The organism is Streptomyces sp. NPDC057307 (genome assembly GCF_042667665.1).
Lineage (GTDB): Bacteria > Actinomycetota > Actinomycetes > Streptomycetales > Streptomycetaceae > Streptomyces.
Window position 1 is genome coordinate 14623 of the sequence record NZ_JBHUZM010000088.1, and the last position, 17115, is coordinate 31737.

14 protein-coding genes are annotated in these 17115 nt (G+C 72.6%); 10 read left to right on the forward strand and 4 right to left on the reverse strand.

Features of this window, described 5'->3' with window-relative positions; all coding sequences use genetic code 11:
- Positions 1-85 precede the first annotated feature (85 nt).
- The gene (gene metK / locus ACFUN8_RS25500; RefSeq protein WP_383641904.1) at positions 86-1294 is read left to right on the forward strand and encodes a methionine adenosyltransferase; all 1209 of its coding nucleotides are present in this window, start codon (positions 86-88) and stop codon (positions 1292-1294) included.
- Between the two features lie 128 nt (positions 1295-1422).
- Positions 1423-3570 (forward strand): primosomal protein N', encoded by a 2148-nt coding sequence (locus ACFUN8_RS25505; RefSeq protein ID WP_383641907.1) that lies wholly within the window; start codon positions 1423-1425, stop codon positions 3568-3570.
- Positions 3571-3656: 86 nt separating this feature from the next.
- On the opposite strand, the gene ACFUN8_RS25510 is transcribed toward ACFUN8_RS25505, so the two are convergent.
- Positions 3657-4196, reverse strand: a complete 540-nt coding sequence (locus ACFUN8_RS25510) for a hypothetical protein (RefSeq protein ID WP_383641910.1) — start codon at positions 4194-4196, stop codon at positions 3657-3659.
- 289 nt (positions 4197-4485) lie between these two features.
- Here ACFUN8_RS25510 and fmt point away from each other — a divergent pair, with 289 nt between their 5' ends.
- On the forward strand, positions 4486-5442 hold the full coding sequence (gene fmt / locus ACFUN8_RS25515; RefSeq protein ID WP_383641913.1) for a methionyl-tRNA formyltransferase: 957 nt from the start codon (positions 4486-4488) through the stop codon (positions 5440-5442).
- Between the two features lie 63 nt (positions 5443-5505).
- Positions 5506-6942 (forward strand): RsmB/NOP family class I SAM-dependent RNA methyltransferase, encoded by a 1437-nt coding sequence (locus ACFUN8_RS25520; protein ID WP_383641916.1) that lies wholly within the window; start codon positions 5506-5508, stop codon positions 6940-6942.
- A 29-nt stretch (positions 6943-6971) separates the two neighbouring features.
- Here the strand turns inward: ACFUN8_RS25520 and ACFUN8_RS25525 are convergent, their stop codons facing one another.
- Both ACFUN8_RS25525 and ACFUN8_RS25530 read right to left on the reverse strand, forming a co-directional pair.
- Positions 6972-7493, reverse strand: a complete 522-nt coding sequence (locus ACFUN8_RS25525) for a hypothetical protein (protein ID WP_383641918.1) — start codon at positions 7491-7493, stop codon at positions 6972-6974.
- On the reverse strand, positions 7490-8506 hold the full coding sequence (locus tag ACFUN8_RS25530; RefSeq protein WP_383641921.1) for a LacI family DNA-binding transcriptional regulator: 1017 nt from the start codon (positions 8504-8506) through the stop codon (positions 7490-7492). The genes ACFUN8_RS25525 and ACFUN8_RS25530 overlap by 4 nt, the downstream gene beginning before the upstream one ends.
- Positions 8507-8714: 208 nt before the next feature.
- Between ACFUN8_RS25530 and ACFUN8_RS25535 the strand changes: the two genes are divergently transcribed.
- Positions 8715-10640 (forward strand): amidohydrolase, encoded by a 1926-nt coding sequence (locus ACFUN8_RS25535; protein ID WP_383641924.1) that lies wholly within the window; start codon positions 8715-8717, stop codon positions 10638-10640.
- Positions 10641-11056: 416 nt separating this feature from the next.
- On the opposite strand, the gene ACFUN8_RS25540 is transcribed toward ACFUN8_RS25535, so the two are convergent.
- Positions 11057-11758 carry an NADPH-dependent F420 reductase gene (locus tag ACFUN8_RS25540; protein WP_383641927.1) on the reverse strand — a complete coding sequence of 234 codons (702 nt, stop codon included), beginning with the start codon at positions 11756-11758 and terminating at the stop codon, positions 11057-11059.
- Between the two features lie 90 nt (positions 11759-11848).
- Between ACFUN8_RS25540 and ACFUN8_RS25545 the strand changes: the two genes are divergently transcribed.
- The 5 genes from ACFUN8_RS25545 (at position 11849) to ACFUN8_RS25565 (ending at position 17066) form a co-directional block, all read left to right on the forward strand.
- Entirely contained in the window at positions 11849-12220 is a 372-nt protein-coding gene (locus ACFUN8_RS25545; RefSeq protein WP_383641930.1) for a winged helix-turn-helix transcriptional regulator, read from the forward strand.
- Between the two features lie 209 nt (positions 12221-12429).
- Complete coding sequence (gene rpe / locus ACFUN8_RS25550; RefSeq protein ID WP_383641933.1) at positions 12430-13113, forward strand: ribulose-phosphate 3-epimerase; 684 nt, start codon at positions 12430-12432, stop codon at positions 13111-13113.
- A gap of 102 nt (positions 13114-13215) precedes the next feature.
- Positions 13216-14265 carry a sugar-binding transcriptional regulator gene (locus ACFUN8_RS25555; RefSeq protein WP_383641936.1) on the forward strand — a complete coding sequence of 350 codons (1050 nt, stop codon included), beginning with the start codon at positions 13216-13218 and terminating at the stop codon, positions 14263-14265.
- A 233-nt stretch (positions 14266-14498) separates the two neighbouring features.
- Complete coding sequence (locus ACFUN8_RS25560) at positions 14499-15941, forward strand: GuaB1 family IMP dehydrogenase-related protein (protein ID WP_383641939.1); 1443 nt, start codon at positions 14499-14501, stop codon at positions 15939-15941.
- A gap of 252 nt (positions 15942-16193) precedes the next feature.
- Complete coding sequence (locus ACFUN8_RS25565; RefSeq protein WP_383641942.1) at positions 16194-17066, forward strand: RNA polymerase sigma factor SigF; 873 nt, start codon at positions 16194-16196, stop codon at positions 17064-17066.
- The last annotated feature ends 49 nt before the right edge of the window (positions 17067-17115 follow it).

A 17115-nucleotide genomic window follows, 5' to 3' on the forward strand; every position in this document is an offset into this window, starting at 1 on the left:
CTGGCCGAGGAACGACGCGGGGCGCAGCTCCTCGGTCGTTCCACCAAGGATCTAGCCAGCAGCCGCTGCAACCCCAGGGAGCGATGTGTCGCGCCGTCTGTTCACTTCGGAGTCTGTGACCGAAGGTCACCCTGACAAGATCGCTGACCAGATCAGCGACACCATTCTCGACGCGCTCCTGAGGGAGGACCCCACCTCACGGGTGGCGGTCGAGACCCTGATCACCACCGGCCTGGTGCACGTGGCCGGCGAGGTGACCACCAAGGCATACGCGCCCATCGCGAAGCTCGTCCGCGACAAGGTGCTCGAAATCGGCTACGACTCCTCGAAGAAGGGCTTCGACGGCGCCTCCTGCGGCGTCTCGGTGTCCATCGGCGCACAGTCCCCCGACATCGCCCAGGGCGTCGACACCGCCTACGAGAAGCGGGTCGGAGGCGAGGACGACGAGCTCGACAAGCAGGGCGCCGGCGACCAGGGGCTGATGTTCGGCTACGCGTGCGACGAGACGCCCGAGCTGATGCCGCTCCCGATCCACCTCGCGCACCGGCTCTCGCGCCGGCTGTCCGAGGTCCGCAAGAACGGGACCATTCCGTACCTGCGCCCCGACGGCAAGACCCAGGTCACCATCGAGTACGACGGCGACAAGGCCGTCCGTCTCGACACGGTCGTCGTCTCCTCGCAGCACGCGTCGGACATCGACCTGGACTCGCTCCTGGCACCCGACATCCGCGAGTTCGTCGTCGAGCACGTGATCAAGCAGCTCCTCGAGGACGGCATCAAGCTGGAGACCGAGGGCTACCGCCTGCTGGTCAACCCCACGGGCCGCTTCGAGATCGGCGGCCCCATGGGTGACGCCGGCCTCACCGGCCGCAAGATCATCATCGACACCTACGGCGGCATGGCCCGCCACGGCGGCGGCGCCTTCTCCGGCAAGGACCCCTCCAAGGTGGACCGCTCGGCGGCCTACGCGATGCGCTGGGTCGCGAAGAACGTGGTGGCCGCCGGCCTCGCCTCGCGCTGCGAGGTCCAGGTCGCGTACGCGATCGGCAAGGCCGAGCCGGTGGGCCTGTTCATCGAGACCTTCGGCACGGCCTCGGTCGACGTCGAGAAGATCGAACAGGCCATCGCCTCGGTCTTCGACCTCCGCCCGGCCGCGATCATCCGCGACCTGGACCTGCTCCGCCCGATCTACGCCCAGACGGCGGCCTACGGCCACTTCGGCCGCGAGGAGCCGGACTTCACCTGGGAGCGCACGGACCGCGTGGACGCGCTGCGCGCGGCGGCCGGTCTGTAAGGAGTACGACGCACGTCGAGGGGCGGGTCCCGGACACCACTGGTGTCCGGGACCCGCCCCCTCGACGTGTCCGGGGCAAGATCCGGCGGCGCGCCGCGGTGTCAGTGGTGTCTGGTAAGAATTTGGCTGTGAGCAGCGACGACGAGCAGGCCGAGGAGTCCGCCGGGGGCGGTGGGCCGGAGCAGCTCGCGTTCATTCGGGAGACCGTGCGGGCCGCCAAGGTGCCGCGCGCCAAGCCGCGGACGTGGCGGGGGGCGCCGTTGGCGGGGGAGTTGCCCGTCGCGCGGGTCGTCGTGAACAAAGGGGTGCTGCATCTCGACCAGTTCTTCGACTACGCCGTGCCCGAGGAGCTGGACGAGGCCGCCCAGCCGGGAGTGCGGGTGCGGGTGCGGTTCGGGGCCGGGGCGCATCAGGTGCGGGGTGGCCGGCGGGAGGGCGGGCGGCTGATCGACGGGTTCGTCGTCGAGCGGCTGGCCGAGTCCGACTACGCAGGGCCGCTCGCCGCGCTGGCCGGTGTGGTGTCGCCGGAGCCGGTGCTCGGCGCCGAACTGCTGGGGCTCGCGCGGGCCGTCGCCGACCGTTACGCGGGCAGCCTCGCCGACGTACTGCAACTGGCGGTGCCCCCGCGCAACGCGCGCGCGGAGGCCAAACCCTCACCCGAACCGCTGCCCGCGCCGGAGAGGCCGGATATCGGCACCTGGGAGCGGTACGCGAAGGGCCCGGCCTTCCTGGACGCGCTCGCCGACGGCGGCGCCCCACGCGCGGTGTGGACCGCGCTGCCCGGACCGCACTGGGCCGACGAACTGGCGCGGGCCGTCGCGGCGACGCTCGCCTCGGACCGGGGCGCGCTCGTCGTCGTGCCGGACGGCCGGGTCGCGGCGCGCGTCGACACCGCGCTCACGGCCCTGCTCGGCGAGGGGCACCACGCGCTGCTCACCGCCGAGACGGGGCCACAGAAGAGGTACGGCCAGTGGCTCGCCGTCCGGCGCGGCGCGGTGCGGGCCGTCGTGGGGACCCGCGCGGCCATGTTCGCTCCCGTACGGGACCTCGGGCTCGTCGCCATCTGGGACGACGGCGACTCCAGCCACAGCGAACAGCACGCGCCGCTGCCGCACGCCCGCGAGGTCCTGCTGCTGCGCGCCGCGCACGACAAGTGCGCCTTCCTGCTGGGCAGTACGGGCTGCACCGTGGAGGCGGCCCAACTGGTCGAGACGGGCTGGGCGCTGCCCATGACGGCCGACCGGGAGCGGTTCCGTACGGCCGCGCCCCTGGTGCGGACCGTCGGGGACGGCGAGCTGGCGCGTGACGAGGCCGCGCGCGCGGCCCGGCTGCCGAGCCTCGCCTGGCAGGCCGTCAGGGACGGACTCAAGACCGGCCCGGTCCTCGTGCAGGTGCCCCGGCGCGGCTATGTGCCCCGGCTCGGCTGCGAGCGGTGCCGTACGCCCGCCCGCTGCCGCCACTGCGCGGGGCCCCTGGAGGCACCCGAGCAGCGGGAGTTGCACTGCGCGTGGTGCGGGCGCGGCGAGCCCGCCTGGCGCTGTACGGAGTGCGGCGGTACGCGGCTGCGCGCCAGTGTCGTGGGGGCGCGGCGTACGGCGGAGGAGCTGGGCCGGGCCTTCCCCGCGGTCCCGGTGCGTACGTCGGGCCGCGACCACATCCTCGACACCGTGCCCGGCCGCCCCGCACTGGTGGTGAGCACACCCGGCGCCGAGCCCGTCGCCGAAGGCGGCTACGCGGCGGCACTGCTCCTCGACGGCTGGGCGATGCTCGGCCGACCGGATCTGAGGGCGGGGGAGGAGGCGCTACGGCGCTGGCTGCACGCCGCCTCGCTGGTCCGGGGCCAGGCGGACGGCGGCACGGTCGTGGTCGTCGCCGAGCCGACGCTCCGGCCCGTGCAGGCGCTCGTACGGTGGGACCCCGTCGGCCACGCCCAGCGCGAGCTGGCCGAGCGGGCGGAGCTGGGCTTTCCGCCGGTGTCCCGGATGGCGGCGGTGACCGGCCGGCCCGACGCGGTGGCCGCGTTCCTGACCGCCGCCGAACTGCCGCCCGACGCCGAGGTCCTGGGACCCGTACCGCTGCCGGTCACCGACCCGGCCCGGCCCCGCAGGACCGGCGACCCGCCGCCGGGCGAGATGTGGGAGCGCGCGCTGCTGCGGGTGCCGCCGGGAAGCGGCGCGGCGCTGGCGGCGGCCCTGAAGTCGGCGCAGGCGAACCGGCTGGCACGAGGCGGCGGCGACCCGGTAAGGATCCGGATCGATCCCCCCGACATCGGCTGAGGGGCCGGGGGATCCGCCCCCGGGCACGGGACGCCGGAACCGCCGCCTGCGCGGCGGACCCGGCGCGTCCGGCCCGTCGGGGGCGGTCAGCCGTTGCGCGGACCGGGGAACGCCCCCGGACGCGCCTCCTCGCGGACCGGCTGCGCCGCCACCGTCGGCTGCGGTGGCATCGACCGGGCCGCCGGCACGGCCGGGACGACGCCCTGCACCGGGACCGGGGGACGGGCCTGCGTGGCGTCCTGCGGGCGGTCCGCCTCGGCGGCGGCCGCCTGCTGCGCCGCCCGCCGCGTACCGTAACGGCGGTGCACCGCCTGCTTGGTGACACCGAGCGCCGAGCCGACGGCGTCCCACGAGAAGCCCAGCGAGCGATCGAAGTCCACGGCCGCCGTCACCAGGCTTTCGACACTGTCCCGCAGCTCCTGCGCGAGACGGACGGTCGGGGCTGGCGCCCGGCCGTAGACGACGAAGCCCGTGGAGGGGCCCGAACGGCGCGGGCGGTAGACGTTGCCCAACTGGGCTGTGAGAGTGCGCAGTGCGTCCACCTGCCGGCGGACGCGCTCGATGTCCCGCACCAACAGGTGCAGATTTGCCCGGGCTTGTGCGTCGTGGGTTGCGTGGTCGGCCATGAACAAGCCTCTCGAACCGGCGTTGAAACGGATCGGGCCGCACCGGGCGGCCCGTTTGTGGTCAATCTCCCTTGACAACGCGCCACCGCCCGTTGTGGTCACGCTGCGGGGGCGTATGCGCATATGCGCGGGGCGCGCGGGCTCCCGTACGCCCCCCGCCCGCCAGGTCGGACGGACCCGGAGCGGGCCCATAGACTGGTGCGCTGTCCGTCCCCGACCGCACCGGTACCCGCCGCCCACCCGGCCCCGACGGACTCCGAGCCGCACGAGAGAGCGAGGAAGTCCCGCAGTGAAGCTCGTCTTCGCAGGCACCCCCGAGGTCGCCGTACCCGCCCTGGACGCACTGATCGCCTCCGACCGGCACGAGGTCGCCGCCGTCGTCACCCGCCCCGACGCGCCCTCCGGCCGGGGCCGCAGGCTCGTCGCCAGCCCCGTGGCGCAGCGCGCCGAAGAGGCGGGTATCGAGATCCTCCGGCCCGCCAGGCCGCGCGACGAGGCGTTCCTGACCCGGCTGCGGGAGATCGCGCCGGACTGCTGCCCCGTCGTCGCCTACGGCGCGCTCCTGCCCCGCGTCGCGCTCGACGTCCCCGCCCACGGCTGGGTGAATCTGCACTTCTCGCTGCTCCCCGCGTGGCGCGGCGCCGCCCCCGTGCAGCACGCGGTCATGGCCGGGGACGAGACGACCGGCGCCGCCACCTTCCTCATCGAGGAAGGGCTGGACTCCGGACCGGTGTACGGCGTGATCACCGAGGACGTACGGCCCACCGACACCAGCGGCGACCTGCTGACCCGGCTCGCCTTCGCCGGCGCCGGGCTGCTCGCCGCGACCATGGACGGCATCGAGGACGGCACGCTCAAGGCCGTACCGCAGCCCGCCGACGGCATCACGCTCGCCCCCAAGCTCACCGTGGACGACGCGCGGGTCGACTGGACGGCGCCGGCGCTGCGCGTCGACCGAGTCGTACGCGGCTGCACCCCCGCGCCCGGCGCCTGGACCGTCTTCCGCGGCGAACGCCTCAAGCTGATCCAGCTCGCGCCGGCGACCGACCGCACCGATCTGGCCCCCGGGGAGGCCGCCGTCGGCAAGAACTCCGTGCACATCGGCACCGGCTCGTACGCCGTAGAACTCCTCTGGGTCCAGCCGCAGGGCAAGAAGCCGATGAAGGCCGCCGACTGGGCGCGCGGCGTGCGGATCGCCCCCGGTGAGCGGCTCGACGCGGCCGACGGGGCCGCCGACGTACGCTGAAGTGTTCGACCGTCCGGAAGCAGCATCCACGACCTTCACGCGTAGAACCTTTGCGGAGCACCTTTGAACGAGCAGGCCCGTCGCCGTCCCTCCAAGTCGACCTACCGCCGTCCCAAGAAGGATCCCGTGCGGATCCTCGCCTTCGAGGCACTGCGGGCCGTCGACGAACGCGCCGCCTACGCCAACCTCGTCCTCCCACCCCTTCTCAAGAAGGCGAGGGAGGCGGGCGACTTCGACACCCGTGACGCGGCGCTCGCGACGGAGCTGGTCTACGGCACGCTCCGCCGCCAGGGCACGTACGACGCGATCATCTCCGCCTGTATCGACCGGCCGCTGAAGCAGGTCGATCCGCCCGTGCTCGACGTACTCGCCCTCGGCGCGCACCAGTTGCTCGGCACCCGCATCCCCACCCACGCCGCCGTGTCGGCGAGCGTGGAGCTGGCGCGCGTCGTGCTCGGCGACGGGCGCGCCAAGTTCGTCAACGCCGTCCTGCGGAAGATCTCCAAGGAAGACCTCGACACCTGGCTGGAGCGCGTCGCACCGCCGTACGACGAGGACGCCGAGGACCATCTCGCCGTCGTCCACTCGCACCCCCGCTGGGTCGTCTCCGCGCTCTGGGACGCGCTCGGCGGCGGCAGGGCCGGCATCGAGGACCTGCTCGAAGCGGACAACGAACGCCCCGAGGTGACGCTCGTCGCGCGCCCAGGACGGATCTCCGCCGACGAACTGCTCGACACGCTGGACGAGGACTCCGGACTGCCGGGACGTTGGTCCCCGTACGCGGTCCGGCTCGCCGAGGGCGGCGAACCGGGCGCCATCGACGCCGTACGCGAGGGGCGCGCCGGAGTCCAGGACGAGGGCAGCCAGCTCGTCGCCGTGGCGCTCGCCAACGCGCCGCTGGACGGGACCGACACGCGGTGGCTCGACGGCTGCGCGGGCCCCGGCGGCAAGGCGGCGCTGCTCGCCGCGCTGGCCGCCGAGCGCGGCGCGTGGCTGCTCGCCTCCGAGAAGCAGCCGCACCGTGCGCGTCTCGTGGAGCGCGCGCTCGCGGGCAACCCCGGCCCGTACCAGGTGATCACCGCCGACGGCACCCGCCCACCGTGGCGCCCCGGCGTCTTCGACCGCGTCCTGGTCGACGTCCCGTGCACCGGCCTCGGCGCCCTGCGCCGCCGCCCTGAGGCCCGCTGGCGCCGGCGCCCCGAGGACCTGGAGGGCTTCGCACCGCTCCAGCGGGGACTGCTCCGCGAGGCGCTGAAGGCCGTACGCGTGGGCGGGGTCGTCGGCTACGCCACGTGCTCCCCGCACCTCGCCGAGACACGCACCGTCGTGGAGGACGTACTGAAGGGCAAGGGCGGCCCGGCCGTCGAGGCCGAGTGGGTCGACGCCCGGCCGCTGATGCCCGGCGTCCCGGCACTGGGTGACGGACCGGACGTCCAGCTGTGGCCGCACGTGCACGGCACGGACGCGATGTATCTGGCGCTGCTGCGGCGTACGGGCTGAGGGGGCCGAAGGCCCCCGACCCGGCGGCATCACCGATTCAGCGGGGCCTGGATGCTGTAGACGTCGCCGACCCGCAGATCGTCCGGCGTGCTGTACTCGCCGTAGGTGCCTATGACGGAGACGGCCACCCGTGAGTCGGGCTGCCAGAAGGTACGGAAGTACGGGGCGTTCGCCGGGATTTCAGGGATCTCCAGCAGGGGGACGCCGCGCCGTTCCAGCAGGCGGCGCAGCTTGGCGAACCGCAGCCTGGGGGTGAACCGTCCGTACCGGGCGCGGAGTTCGTCGTTGACGAGGGTGCGGTCCCGGTACGCGAGCCTGTGCACCTGCAAGGTGAAGTGGTGGCCCGACCACGGGTGGTCGGGCGAATCGCGGTCCCAGAAGAACTCGGCGAGACCGTAGTCACGCCACATGGCACCGTCGCCGAAGGCGTTCTCGGCGAAGCGTGAGCCCAGGACCGCGGTGACGCGGTCGGGCGAGTCCGTGGGGCGCGCGCCCAGCACGGTGCCGGTGGTGACGGCGTCCACGTAGAACGCCAGGGAGTACGGAGTCAACTGCCGGTCCTCGACCCGGTGTCGGACCTGCTCGCCGTGCGTACCGACGAGGCGCGCACCAGCAGTCGCGCCGGGACGATCACGGGCGGCGGGGTGTGGCCCGGCCTTTCGATCAGCTCCACCAGCGCGGTGACGGCCGCCGCCATCGCGGCGTCCGGGACGAGCGACACCGTCGACACCGGCGGGGTCGTCGTCGCGTACGCCGGGTCCTCGCTGGCGCAGACGAGCAGCAGATCACCCGGTACGGAGAGGCCACGCCGCGCGGCGGCGGCGAGCGCGCGCCTGCCGCAGGGGTTGTAGATGCCGTAGAGCGCGTCGGGGCGCCGCTCGCCGGACAGCAGCGGGTCCAGGGCCCTGCCCTCGTCGTCCCCGGGGATCAGCGGGACGACGTACGGCTCGGTCCCGTGTTCGGCGCACCAGTTCCGGTAGGCCGCCAGGCAGCTCAGGGTGTAGTGCTCCTCGCCGGGGCCCGCCATGAGCGCGATCCGGCGCGCGCCCTGGGAGGCGAGGTGGTCGAGGACCGTACGGGTGGTGGCGTCGTGGTCGTTGTCCACCCAGGCTTCTCCCGGGCGTGGTTCGGCGGGGCGGCCGTCGAAGGCGAGCGGGAGTCCGCGCTCCCGGAGGATCCGTACGACCGGGTCCCCGGCGGGGCTGTCCAGGAGCAGCGCCCCGGCCAGCGCGACCGTCCGCCAGCTCGCCTCGTCGGGGGCGGCGGGCAGCGCGGTCAGCGCGTAGCCGCGCGCGTGTGCCGCGACGGTGGCGGCGTTGATGGCCTGGGCGAAGTAGGGGACACCGGCGAAGTTCCACCGGTGCGCGCCGTAGGTGGTGACCGCGAGGCCGAGAACCCTGGGCGCGGGGCCTCCCGCGCCGCCGTAGCCCAGGGAGGCGGCGACGGTACGCACCCGGACACGGGTGGAGTCGGCCAGCCGCCCGGTGCCGTTCAGCGCGTTGGACACCGTGGCGGTGGACACCTCGGCGGCGCGGGCGACATCTGCGATTGTCACGGGGGACACGGGTGGCAGCCTACGGAATCCGTCGCCGACAGGGGAGTACTCGGACGATATCGACAGTCGTAGCCCGCTGGTGATTACGGAATTAATCACGGACCGTGCTCCCCAACCAACCAGCCAGCCGCCCATACGTGTGCCGTACCCCGTTCCGTATCCGAGCCGTATCTGTAAGGCCCGCCCCTCGCACACCCTCCTACCTCCTGGAGCTGCCATGAGTCCCGACCTTTCCCGGCGCCGGCTGCTCGCCGCCGGTGCCGCGGGCGCCGCGGGCGCCGCCGCCGCCATCACCGCACCGGCTGTCGCCAACGCCGCCACCCCCGCCTCGCGGGCGTCCGCGCGCAGGTCGCCCGCGCTGATCGTGCACAACGCCGCGGTGCTGACCGGCGCGAAGCACTCCTCCCGGTTCGCCCCGCGCCCCACGGCCGTCGCGGTCGGCCGGGACGGCAAGGTGATCGCGACCGGCCCCTCCTCGTTGATACGCCGTCTCGCCGGGCGGGACACCGACGTCGTCGACGCGCGCGGCGGGACGGTGATGAGCGGCTTCGTCGACGCCCACGCCCACCCGAGGGGCGCCGGCGCCAGGTCCCTCAGCCCCAGCCTCGACAACGCCACTTACACGGTCGCCGAGTTCCAGGAGACCCTGCGCGGCTTCCTCACCGACAGCGCGGCCCAGGAGCCGGACGGCTGGCTCGTGGTGGAGGACTGGAACCCCGTCGGGCTGCCCTCGGGCACCGAGACCCACCACCGCGTCCTCGACGCGCTGCCCACCCGCCGCCCGATCGCCCTCTTCGGCAGCGACGGTCACAACCTCTGGGCCAACCAGCGGGCCCTGGACCTCGCGAACATCACCACGTCCACACCCGATCCGGCGGGCGGCGAGATCGTCCACGGCGCCGACGGCACACCCACCGGTCTGTTCAAGGACACCGCGCAGGGCCTGATCGAGAAGCTGATCCCCGGGCCCACCGAGGCCGTGCTGCTCGACGCCGTCGCCAAGGCGCTCGGCCGGGCCGCCGCCAACGGCATCACCACGTTCATGGACGCCTCCGTCGATGCCGACGGACTGGGCACGTACGCGAGTCTCGCCCGCGACGGGCGGCTGCTCCAGCGGATCGTCCCCGCCCTGCTGCTGAGCGGCGAACAGGCCAAGGATCCGGCGGCCTCACTCGCGTATCTGCGCGGACTGCGCGCGCGGTACGACGGGATACCGGGCCTGCGCTTCGGCACGGTCAAGGTGTTCCTGGACGGGGTGATCGAATACCCGGCACAGACGGCCGCCCTGCTCAGCCCGTATCTCGACGCGAACGGCCGGCCCACCGACAACCGCGGTGACCTCTACGTCACGGCGGCCGACTACGGGCGGCTCGCGACCGCGCTCGACCGCTCGGGCTGGCAACTGCACGCGCACGCCATCGGCGACCGCGCCGTACGCACGGCGCTGGACGGCTACCAGGCGGCGATCCGGGCCAACGGACGGCGCGGTAACCGGCACACCGTCGCGCACCTCCAGCTCGTCCACCCCGCCGACCTGCGGCGCTTCGCCCAGCTCGACGTCGTGGCCTGCATGCAGTTGCAGTGGGCGATGCGGGACGTCTGGACGATGGAGTCGCTGCTGCCGTACATCGGTGCGCAGCGGCACCGCCTCCAGTACCCCGCGCGCAGTCTGGAGCGGGCCGGAGCGGCCCTGGCCGGCGGCTCCGACTGGCCGGTCGACGCGCTGGACAGCTGGAACCAGGTGCGTACGGCCGTGGACCGGACCGGGAACGTCGCCACGCAAGGGGCGCTCTACCCGGAACTGGAGGGCCTCAGCCGGGCCTCGGCCCTGCGCATGCACACGTCGGGGTCGGCCTTCCAGCTCCGCATGGATCACCTCACCGGCTCACTGACCCCGGGCAGGGCCGCGGACCTGGTGGTCCTGGACCGCGATGTCGAGCGGGTGCCCGTGAAGGAGCTGAGCGAGACGGAGGTACGGCTGACGCTGGTCGGCGGCAAGCCGGTGTACGAGGCGGGTTCGGCGGCCGGAAAGGCCGCCCGGCCCCTCCGGAGCGCCGCGCGCCCCGCCTCGATGGCACAGGTCCACGGCAACCGGCACGCGGCCTGCGGCTGCGGCACGGGGAGCCGGGACCGGTCGGTCTGACCTGCGCCGGCCGCAGCCCTTGCCGGTCCGGGGACTGCCGGCCCAGTCCTTGCCGGTCTGACCTGCGCCGGCCGCAGCTCCTGCCGGTCTGACCTGCGCCGGCCGCAGCTCCTGCCGGTCCGGGGGCTGCCCGCCCAGCCCCTGCCCGCCCAGGGGCTGCGGCCGGGCGGGGTGGGGCAGGGCGCCACGGTCGCGGTGGTCCGCGTGCCGGGCGGTGCCTGACAAATGCAGCCCGGCGCCCGCGCCCGCCCCCGTGGCCCTTCGGGCACGAGGGGCGCCTCCCGCGTTGTCGTCAGCCGCCCACGTACCGCCCGGCCGTCGACAACGCCGACACCTTCCGCCGTGCGATCGCGCACACGAAGGAGACACCAGCCGCTCCGCGGGACGCGCGCCCGCCCTCCGGGCGGCGGACGGCGCTATTCGTCAGACACGTCCCCGCCGCGCCCCGCCTCCCCGTCCACCGCCCGCTCGCGACCCGGTCCGGCCGCGTACGCCAGCGGAGGCGCGATCGCCTGGGCATCCGCCCGTTGTTCGACCCACAGCGCGATGAACAGTGCGGCGGTGGCCTCCACGAGCCCCGCCCGGTCGAGACCGCCGCCGTTCAGGGGCTCGCAGCCCGCGTCGCGTACCAACTCCCGTACGCGCGCCAGGGCTTCCTCGTCGTCCCCGCAGATCGGAACGGCCAGCGGCCGCCCGTCGAATACGGGTGGCCGCATGCGCCACACGTCCTCGTGGCAGAGGTTGAACGCCTTGACGACCTGCGCTTCCGGCGCCGCCGCGGCGATCTGCTGCGCGCCCGAGCGGCCCCCGTCCGTCAGCAGCCGAAAGCCCTCGCCGAGCGGGTTGGTGCAGTCGAGCAGCACCGTGCCCGTCAGCTCCGTCCGCAGCTGCCGTACCGCGTCCGTCACCACGCCGAACGGCAGCGCGGCCAGTACGACCTGGCCGAACTCGGCCGCCGCACGCAGGCCGGCGGGCTTCGCACCCTCCCCGATACGGCTCGCCAGCCGCTCCGCCTTGGCCAAGTCCCGTCCGCCGATGACCACTTCGTGGCCCGCCCGCGCCCAGTGGGTGGCCAGCGCGTCCGCCATGTTGCCCGTCCCCAGCACGCCGATTCTCATCGCATGTTCCCTTCCACGCCTCGCTCCGGCGACGGCCGTTCCTGACCGTCCCGAACGACGCTAGGCGGCCCGTCGGGCACCATTCGGTAGGTGACCGCAGACATCCTTCTCGCCGACTGCCGAGCCCGCCTCGCCTTCGACCTGCTCTCGAACACGTGGAACGCCGTGGTGCTCTGGGCACTCCGTGACGGTCCCCGGCGCCCCGTCGAACTGCGCGAGCGCATCGGGGGCATCAGCTCCAAGGTCCTCACCGAGACGCTGCGGCGCCTGCGGTTCAACGGACTGGTGGAGCGGCACGCGCATCCGGGCGCACCACCACGGGTCGAGTACCGACTGACCGATCTGGGACGGAGCTTGCTGACACCCATCGATATCTTCGGCGCGTGGGCCTTCGAGCACGGCGACGAGGTCATGGCCGCTCAGGAAGCGGATCAGCGAGCAGCGGAAGGTGCCCAGGACTGAGAGCCGTCGGACCCGGCGACATCGCGACGATCGACATCGCGACGACCGAAATCGCGACGACCGAAATCACGCGGATCGAAATCACGCGGATCGAGCGCGGGGACGAAAATCGCGAGGATTACGAGGATTGCGCGGACTGTTCCCGTCCCCCCGGCCCGATGACGCGCATCGCGGCGGGGAAGTCGGCCGGAGCATGGCAGGCTTGGCACATGGCTCAGATCAACCCCAGCATCCTGTCCGCCGATTTCGCCCGTCTGGCCGAGGAGGCGAAAGCCGCCGAAGGCGCCGACTGGCTCCACGTCGATGTCATGGACAACCACTTCGTGCCCAATCTGACCCTCGGCGTGCCGGTGGTCGAAGCGCTCGCCCGCGCGACGGAGACCCCGCTGGACTGCCATCTGATGATCGAGGCGCCCGACCGCTGGGCACCGCAGTTCGTCGAGGCGGGAGCCGGCTCGGTCACCTTCCACGCGGAGGCGGCGGCGGCCCCCGTACGGCTGGCGCGCGAGATCCGCGCCAAGGGCGCGCGCGCCTCGATGGCGCTGAAGCCCGCGACCCCCGTCGAGCCGTACGAGGACCTGCTCCCCGAACTCGACATGCTGCTGATCATGACCGTGGAGCCGGGCTTCGGCGGCCAGGCGTTCCTGGACATCATGCTGCCCAAGATCCGGCGCACCAGGGAGCTGATCTCCAAGCACGGCCTTGAGCTGTGGCTCCAGGTCGACGGGGGTGTCTCCGCCGAGACCATCGAACGGTGCGCCGAGGCGGGCGCCGACGTCTTCGTCGCGGGATCGGCGGTGTACGGGACGGACGACCCGGCCGCCGCCGTACGGATGCTGCGCCACCAGGCCGACGAGGCGATCGCCTCGGCCGGCTGGGCCTGCGCCCACTGAGGCGCAACACCACGCGGCCACCGGGCCACGGCTTCATGAACGCCGCCCAACCGGGCTGATCAAGGACCGCCGAATCTGACAGGATGAGAGCGCGTCCAGAGTGTGAACAGCAGTGAGGAGATCGCGGTGTCTGGTATGTCGGCGGGTCGCCCGGCCCTGCGCATGGGACCCGCGGAATTGGTGCAGGCCGCGGCGATGGCCCGCCGCTTCTACCTGGAGGGCAAGTCCAAGATCCAGATCGCCGAGGAGTTCGGCGTGAGCCGCTTCAAGGTGGCCCGGGTCCTGGAGACCGCGCTCGAACGGGACCTCGTGCGGATCGAGATCCGCGTCCCCTCCGAGCTGGACGCCGAGCGTTCCGACGCCCTGCGCGCCCGGTACGGCCTGCGGCACGCCGTCGTCGTGGAGTCGCCCGCCGAGGCGGCCGACGAGTCGCCCGACCCCGAGAACCTCGGCGAGGTCGCCGCCGACCTTCTGGGCGAGCTGGTCGTCGAGGGCGACGTCCTCGGACTCGCTTGGGGCCGCTCCACCATCCATATGGCCGCCGCCCTCGACCGTCTGCCGCCCTGCACCGTCGTCCAGCTGACCGGTGTGTACGACGCGGGCACCGCCGAGCGCGGCTCCGTCGAGGCCGTACGGCGCGCCGCCCAGGTCTCCGGCGGCGAGGCCCACCCGATCTACGCCCCGATGCTGCTGCCCGACCCGGCGACGGCCGCCGCGCTCCGCGCACAGCCCGGTATCGCCCGCGCCTTCGAGTACTTCGACAAGGTCACCGTCGCCGCCGTCTCCATCGGTTCCTGGGAGGCGGGCATCTCCACGGTCCACGACATGCTCACCGACGAGGAGCGCTCGCACTACGCGTCCCTCGGCGTCGAGGCCGAGATGTCCGCGCACCTCTTCGACGCGGAGGGCCGACGGGTCGGACGTGACCTGGGCGAGCGCTGCATCACCGTCGAGGCCGACCGGCTGCGCCGTATCCCCGAGGTCGTCGCGATCGCGGGCGGCCAGCGCAAGGGCGCGGCCATCGGAGCCGTACTGAGATCCGGACTCGTCACGAGCCTGGTCACCGACACCGCGGCCGCCGACTTCCTGCTGCGCGACTTCGAGCCCGGCCCGCGCCCGGCCCTGGAACGCACGGACCCGGACAGCGAGTAGGTACGCGGCCGGGCAGCCCTGCCCAGGTGTTCTCGGCCGAAGCTACGAACGCTCCCGGCCTCCGTCGGCCGATGGTACGGAAAGCGCTCCGCCGGTACGGAAAGCACTCCGCCGGTTCGCCAGAAACGCGTGCCATCGGCGATGATGACGTAGGAGCCGCAGCCGGGACCGTCACCGGTCGGAGCTGACTCCCCACCCGCCCTTTCCGTAGAACCGCAGGTGAGAGAGTCGGTATGCGTTTCCTCAATGATCTGAAGCCGCCGTACGACCTGACGTACGACGATGTGTTCATGGTGCCGAGCCGCTCGGCCGTCGGCTCCCGGCAGGGCGTCGACCTCGCCGCACCCGACGGCACCGGCACCACCATCCCCCTCGTCGTCGCCAACATGACGGCGATCGCGGGCCGCCGGATGGCCGAGACCGTCGCCCGGCGCGGTGGGCTCGTCGTCATCCCCCAGGACATCCCGATCGAGGTCGTCACCGAGGTCGTCTCCTGGGTCAAGACGCGCCATCTGGTGCTCGACACCCCGATCGTCCTGGCTCCGACGCAGACCGTCGGCGACGCGCTCTCCCTGCTGCCCAAGCGGGCGCACGGTGCCGGAGTCGTGGTCGACGAGGACCTGCGCCCCGTCGGGATCGTCACCGACCACGATCTGACCGGGGTCGACCGTTTCACCCAGCTGTCCGAGGTCATGTCGAAGGACCTGCTGCTCATCGACGCCGACATCGACCCGAGCGAGGCGTTCGGCCGGCTCGACGGCGCCAACCGCAAGCTGGCCCCGGCCGTCGACGCCGAGGGCAAGCTGGTCGGCATCCTCACCCGTAAGGCCGCGCTGCGCGCCACGCTCTACACCCCGGCCACCGACGCGGCCGGCCGGCTCCGTATCGCCGCCGCCGTCGGTATCAACGGCAACGTCGCAGGCAAGGCCAAGCAGCTCCTCGACGCGGGCGTCGACACGCTCGTCGTCGACACCGCGCACGGCCACCAGGAGTCGATGCTCACGGCGATCAGGGCCGTCCGGGCGCTCGACCCGAAGGTGCCGATCGTCGCGGGCAACATCGTGGCGGCCGAGGGCGTACGCGATCTCATCGAGGCCGGCGCGGACATCATCAAGGTCGGTGTGGGCCCCGGCGCCATGTGCACCACCCGCATGATGACCGGCGTGGGGCGGCCGCAGTTCTCCGCCGTGCTGGAGTGCGCCGCCGAGGCGAAGAAGTACGGCAAGCACGTCTGGGCCGACGGCGGTGTCCGCCACCCGCGCGATGTCGCGATGGCCCTGGCCGCCGGCGCGTCGAACGTCATGATCGGTTCCTGGTTCGCCGGTACGTACGAATCGCCCGGTGACCTCCAGCAGGCCGCCGACGGACGGCTCTACAAGGAGTCCTTCGGCATGGCGTCGGCACGCGCCGTGCGCAACCGTACGAGCGAGGAGTCGGCGTACGACCGGGCCCGCAAGGCGCTGTTCGAGGAGGGCATCTCCACCTCGCGGATGTTCCTGGACCCGTCGAGGCCGGGTGTCGAGGACCTCATCGACTCGATCATCGCCGGGGTCCGGTCCGCGTGCACCTACGCCGGGGCGAACTCGCTGGAGGAGTTCGCGGAGAAGTCGATCGTCGGTGTGCAGAGCGCCGCGGGTTACGCCGAGGGCAAGCCCCTCCACGCGAGCTGGAGTTAGGACCCGCCGTTCGGATCAGGCCGGTTCGTGAGACTTTTTCGGCCGCGCCGAAGTGTCTCCACGGCGGGGGTGGCCCAACGGCTCGTACCCCGCCCGACCAGGTATTTCTCCGTCGTACGGGGGACGCCGTCCCGGTTGTCGCGGTCGCGGCGACCGGGACGTGGCATATCCCGGTCGGGATCCGGGTGACATGACTGGGTTCGGTCTGGGTACACGGGCTGTGCACTGTCCAACAGAGCAGGGGAGGACACAGTGTCCACGGCGAGCACAGTCCCGACCGACAGCACGCGGTACGGAACCCACCAGGCCGACATGGCGGAGCTGGGACTCCCGTACGTGGAGAGCCCCGGGGATGTGGCACCCAAGGACGCACGGGAGATTTCGCGGATCTTCTTCGTCCGGCTGGCGGAGCTGGAAGAAGGCACGCACGAGCACCAGTACGTCCGCAACACCCTGATCGAGCTGAACCTGGCCCTGGTGCGGTACGCGGCGACGCGCTTCCGGAACCGCTCGGACCAGATGGAGGACATCGTCCAGGTCGGCACCATCGGCCTGATCAAGGCGATCGACCGCTTCGAGCTGAGCCGTGAGGTGGAGTTCGCGACGTTCGCCGTTCCGTACATCGTCGGTGAGATAAAGCGCTTCTTCCGTGACACGAGCTGGGCCGTGCATGTGCCGCGCCGGCTTCAGGAGCTGCGGATCGATCTGGCCAAGGCGACGGACGAACTGTCGCAGCGGCTGGACCGCGCCCCGACGACGGCCGAACTCGCCGCGTTCCTCGACCTCGACGAGAACGAGATCATCGAAGGCGTCGTCGCGAGCAACGGCTACACCGCCGGCTCGATCGACATGCCGACGGACGACACCGCCGAGTCCTCGTCCCCGCTGTCCGACCGACTCGGCGCGCTCGACGCGCAGTTGGAGGCGGCGGAGAACGTGCAGGCGCTCAAGCCGCTGATCGACGAACTGGACGACCGCGAGAAGTGGATTCTCCAGATGCGCTTCGGTGCGGAGATGACGCAGTCGGAGATCGGGCAGGAACTGGGCGTCTCGCAGATGCATGTGTCGCGGCTGCTGTCCCGGATCACCGGGCGGCTGCGGGAGGGCCTGCTGGCCGTCGAATGACCTGGTGAGAGATCACGCGTACGTATGGCGGCGGGGAAGCCCCAAGACT

Excerpts from the sequence above, each read along its gene's own strand:
- ACFUN8_RS25560 (WP_383641939.1), top strand. The coding sequence starts at position 14,499 with ATGCGTTTCCTCAATGATCTGAAGCCGCCGTACGACCTGACGTACGAC.
- ACFUN8_RS25540 (WP_383641927.1), bottom strand. The coding sequence starts at position 11,758 with ATGAGAATCGGCGTGCTGGGGACGGGCAACATGGCGGACGCGCTGGCC.
- ACFUN8_RS25535 (WP_383641924.1), top strand. The coding sequence starts at position 8,715 with ATGAGTCCCGACCTTTCCCGGCGCCGGCTGCTCGCCGCCGGTGCCGCG.
- ACFUN8_RS25510 (WP_383641910.1), bottom strand. The coding sequence starts at position 4,196 with ATGGCCGACCACGCAACCCACGACGCACAAGCCCGGGCAAATCTGCAC.
- rpe (WP_383641933.1), top strand. The coding sequence starts at position 12,430 with ATGGCTCAGATCAACCCCAGCATCCTGTCCGCCGATTTCGCCCGTCTG.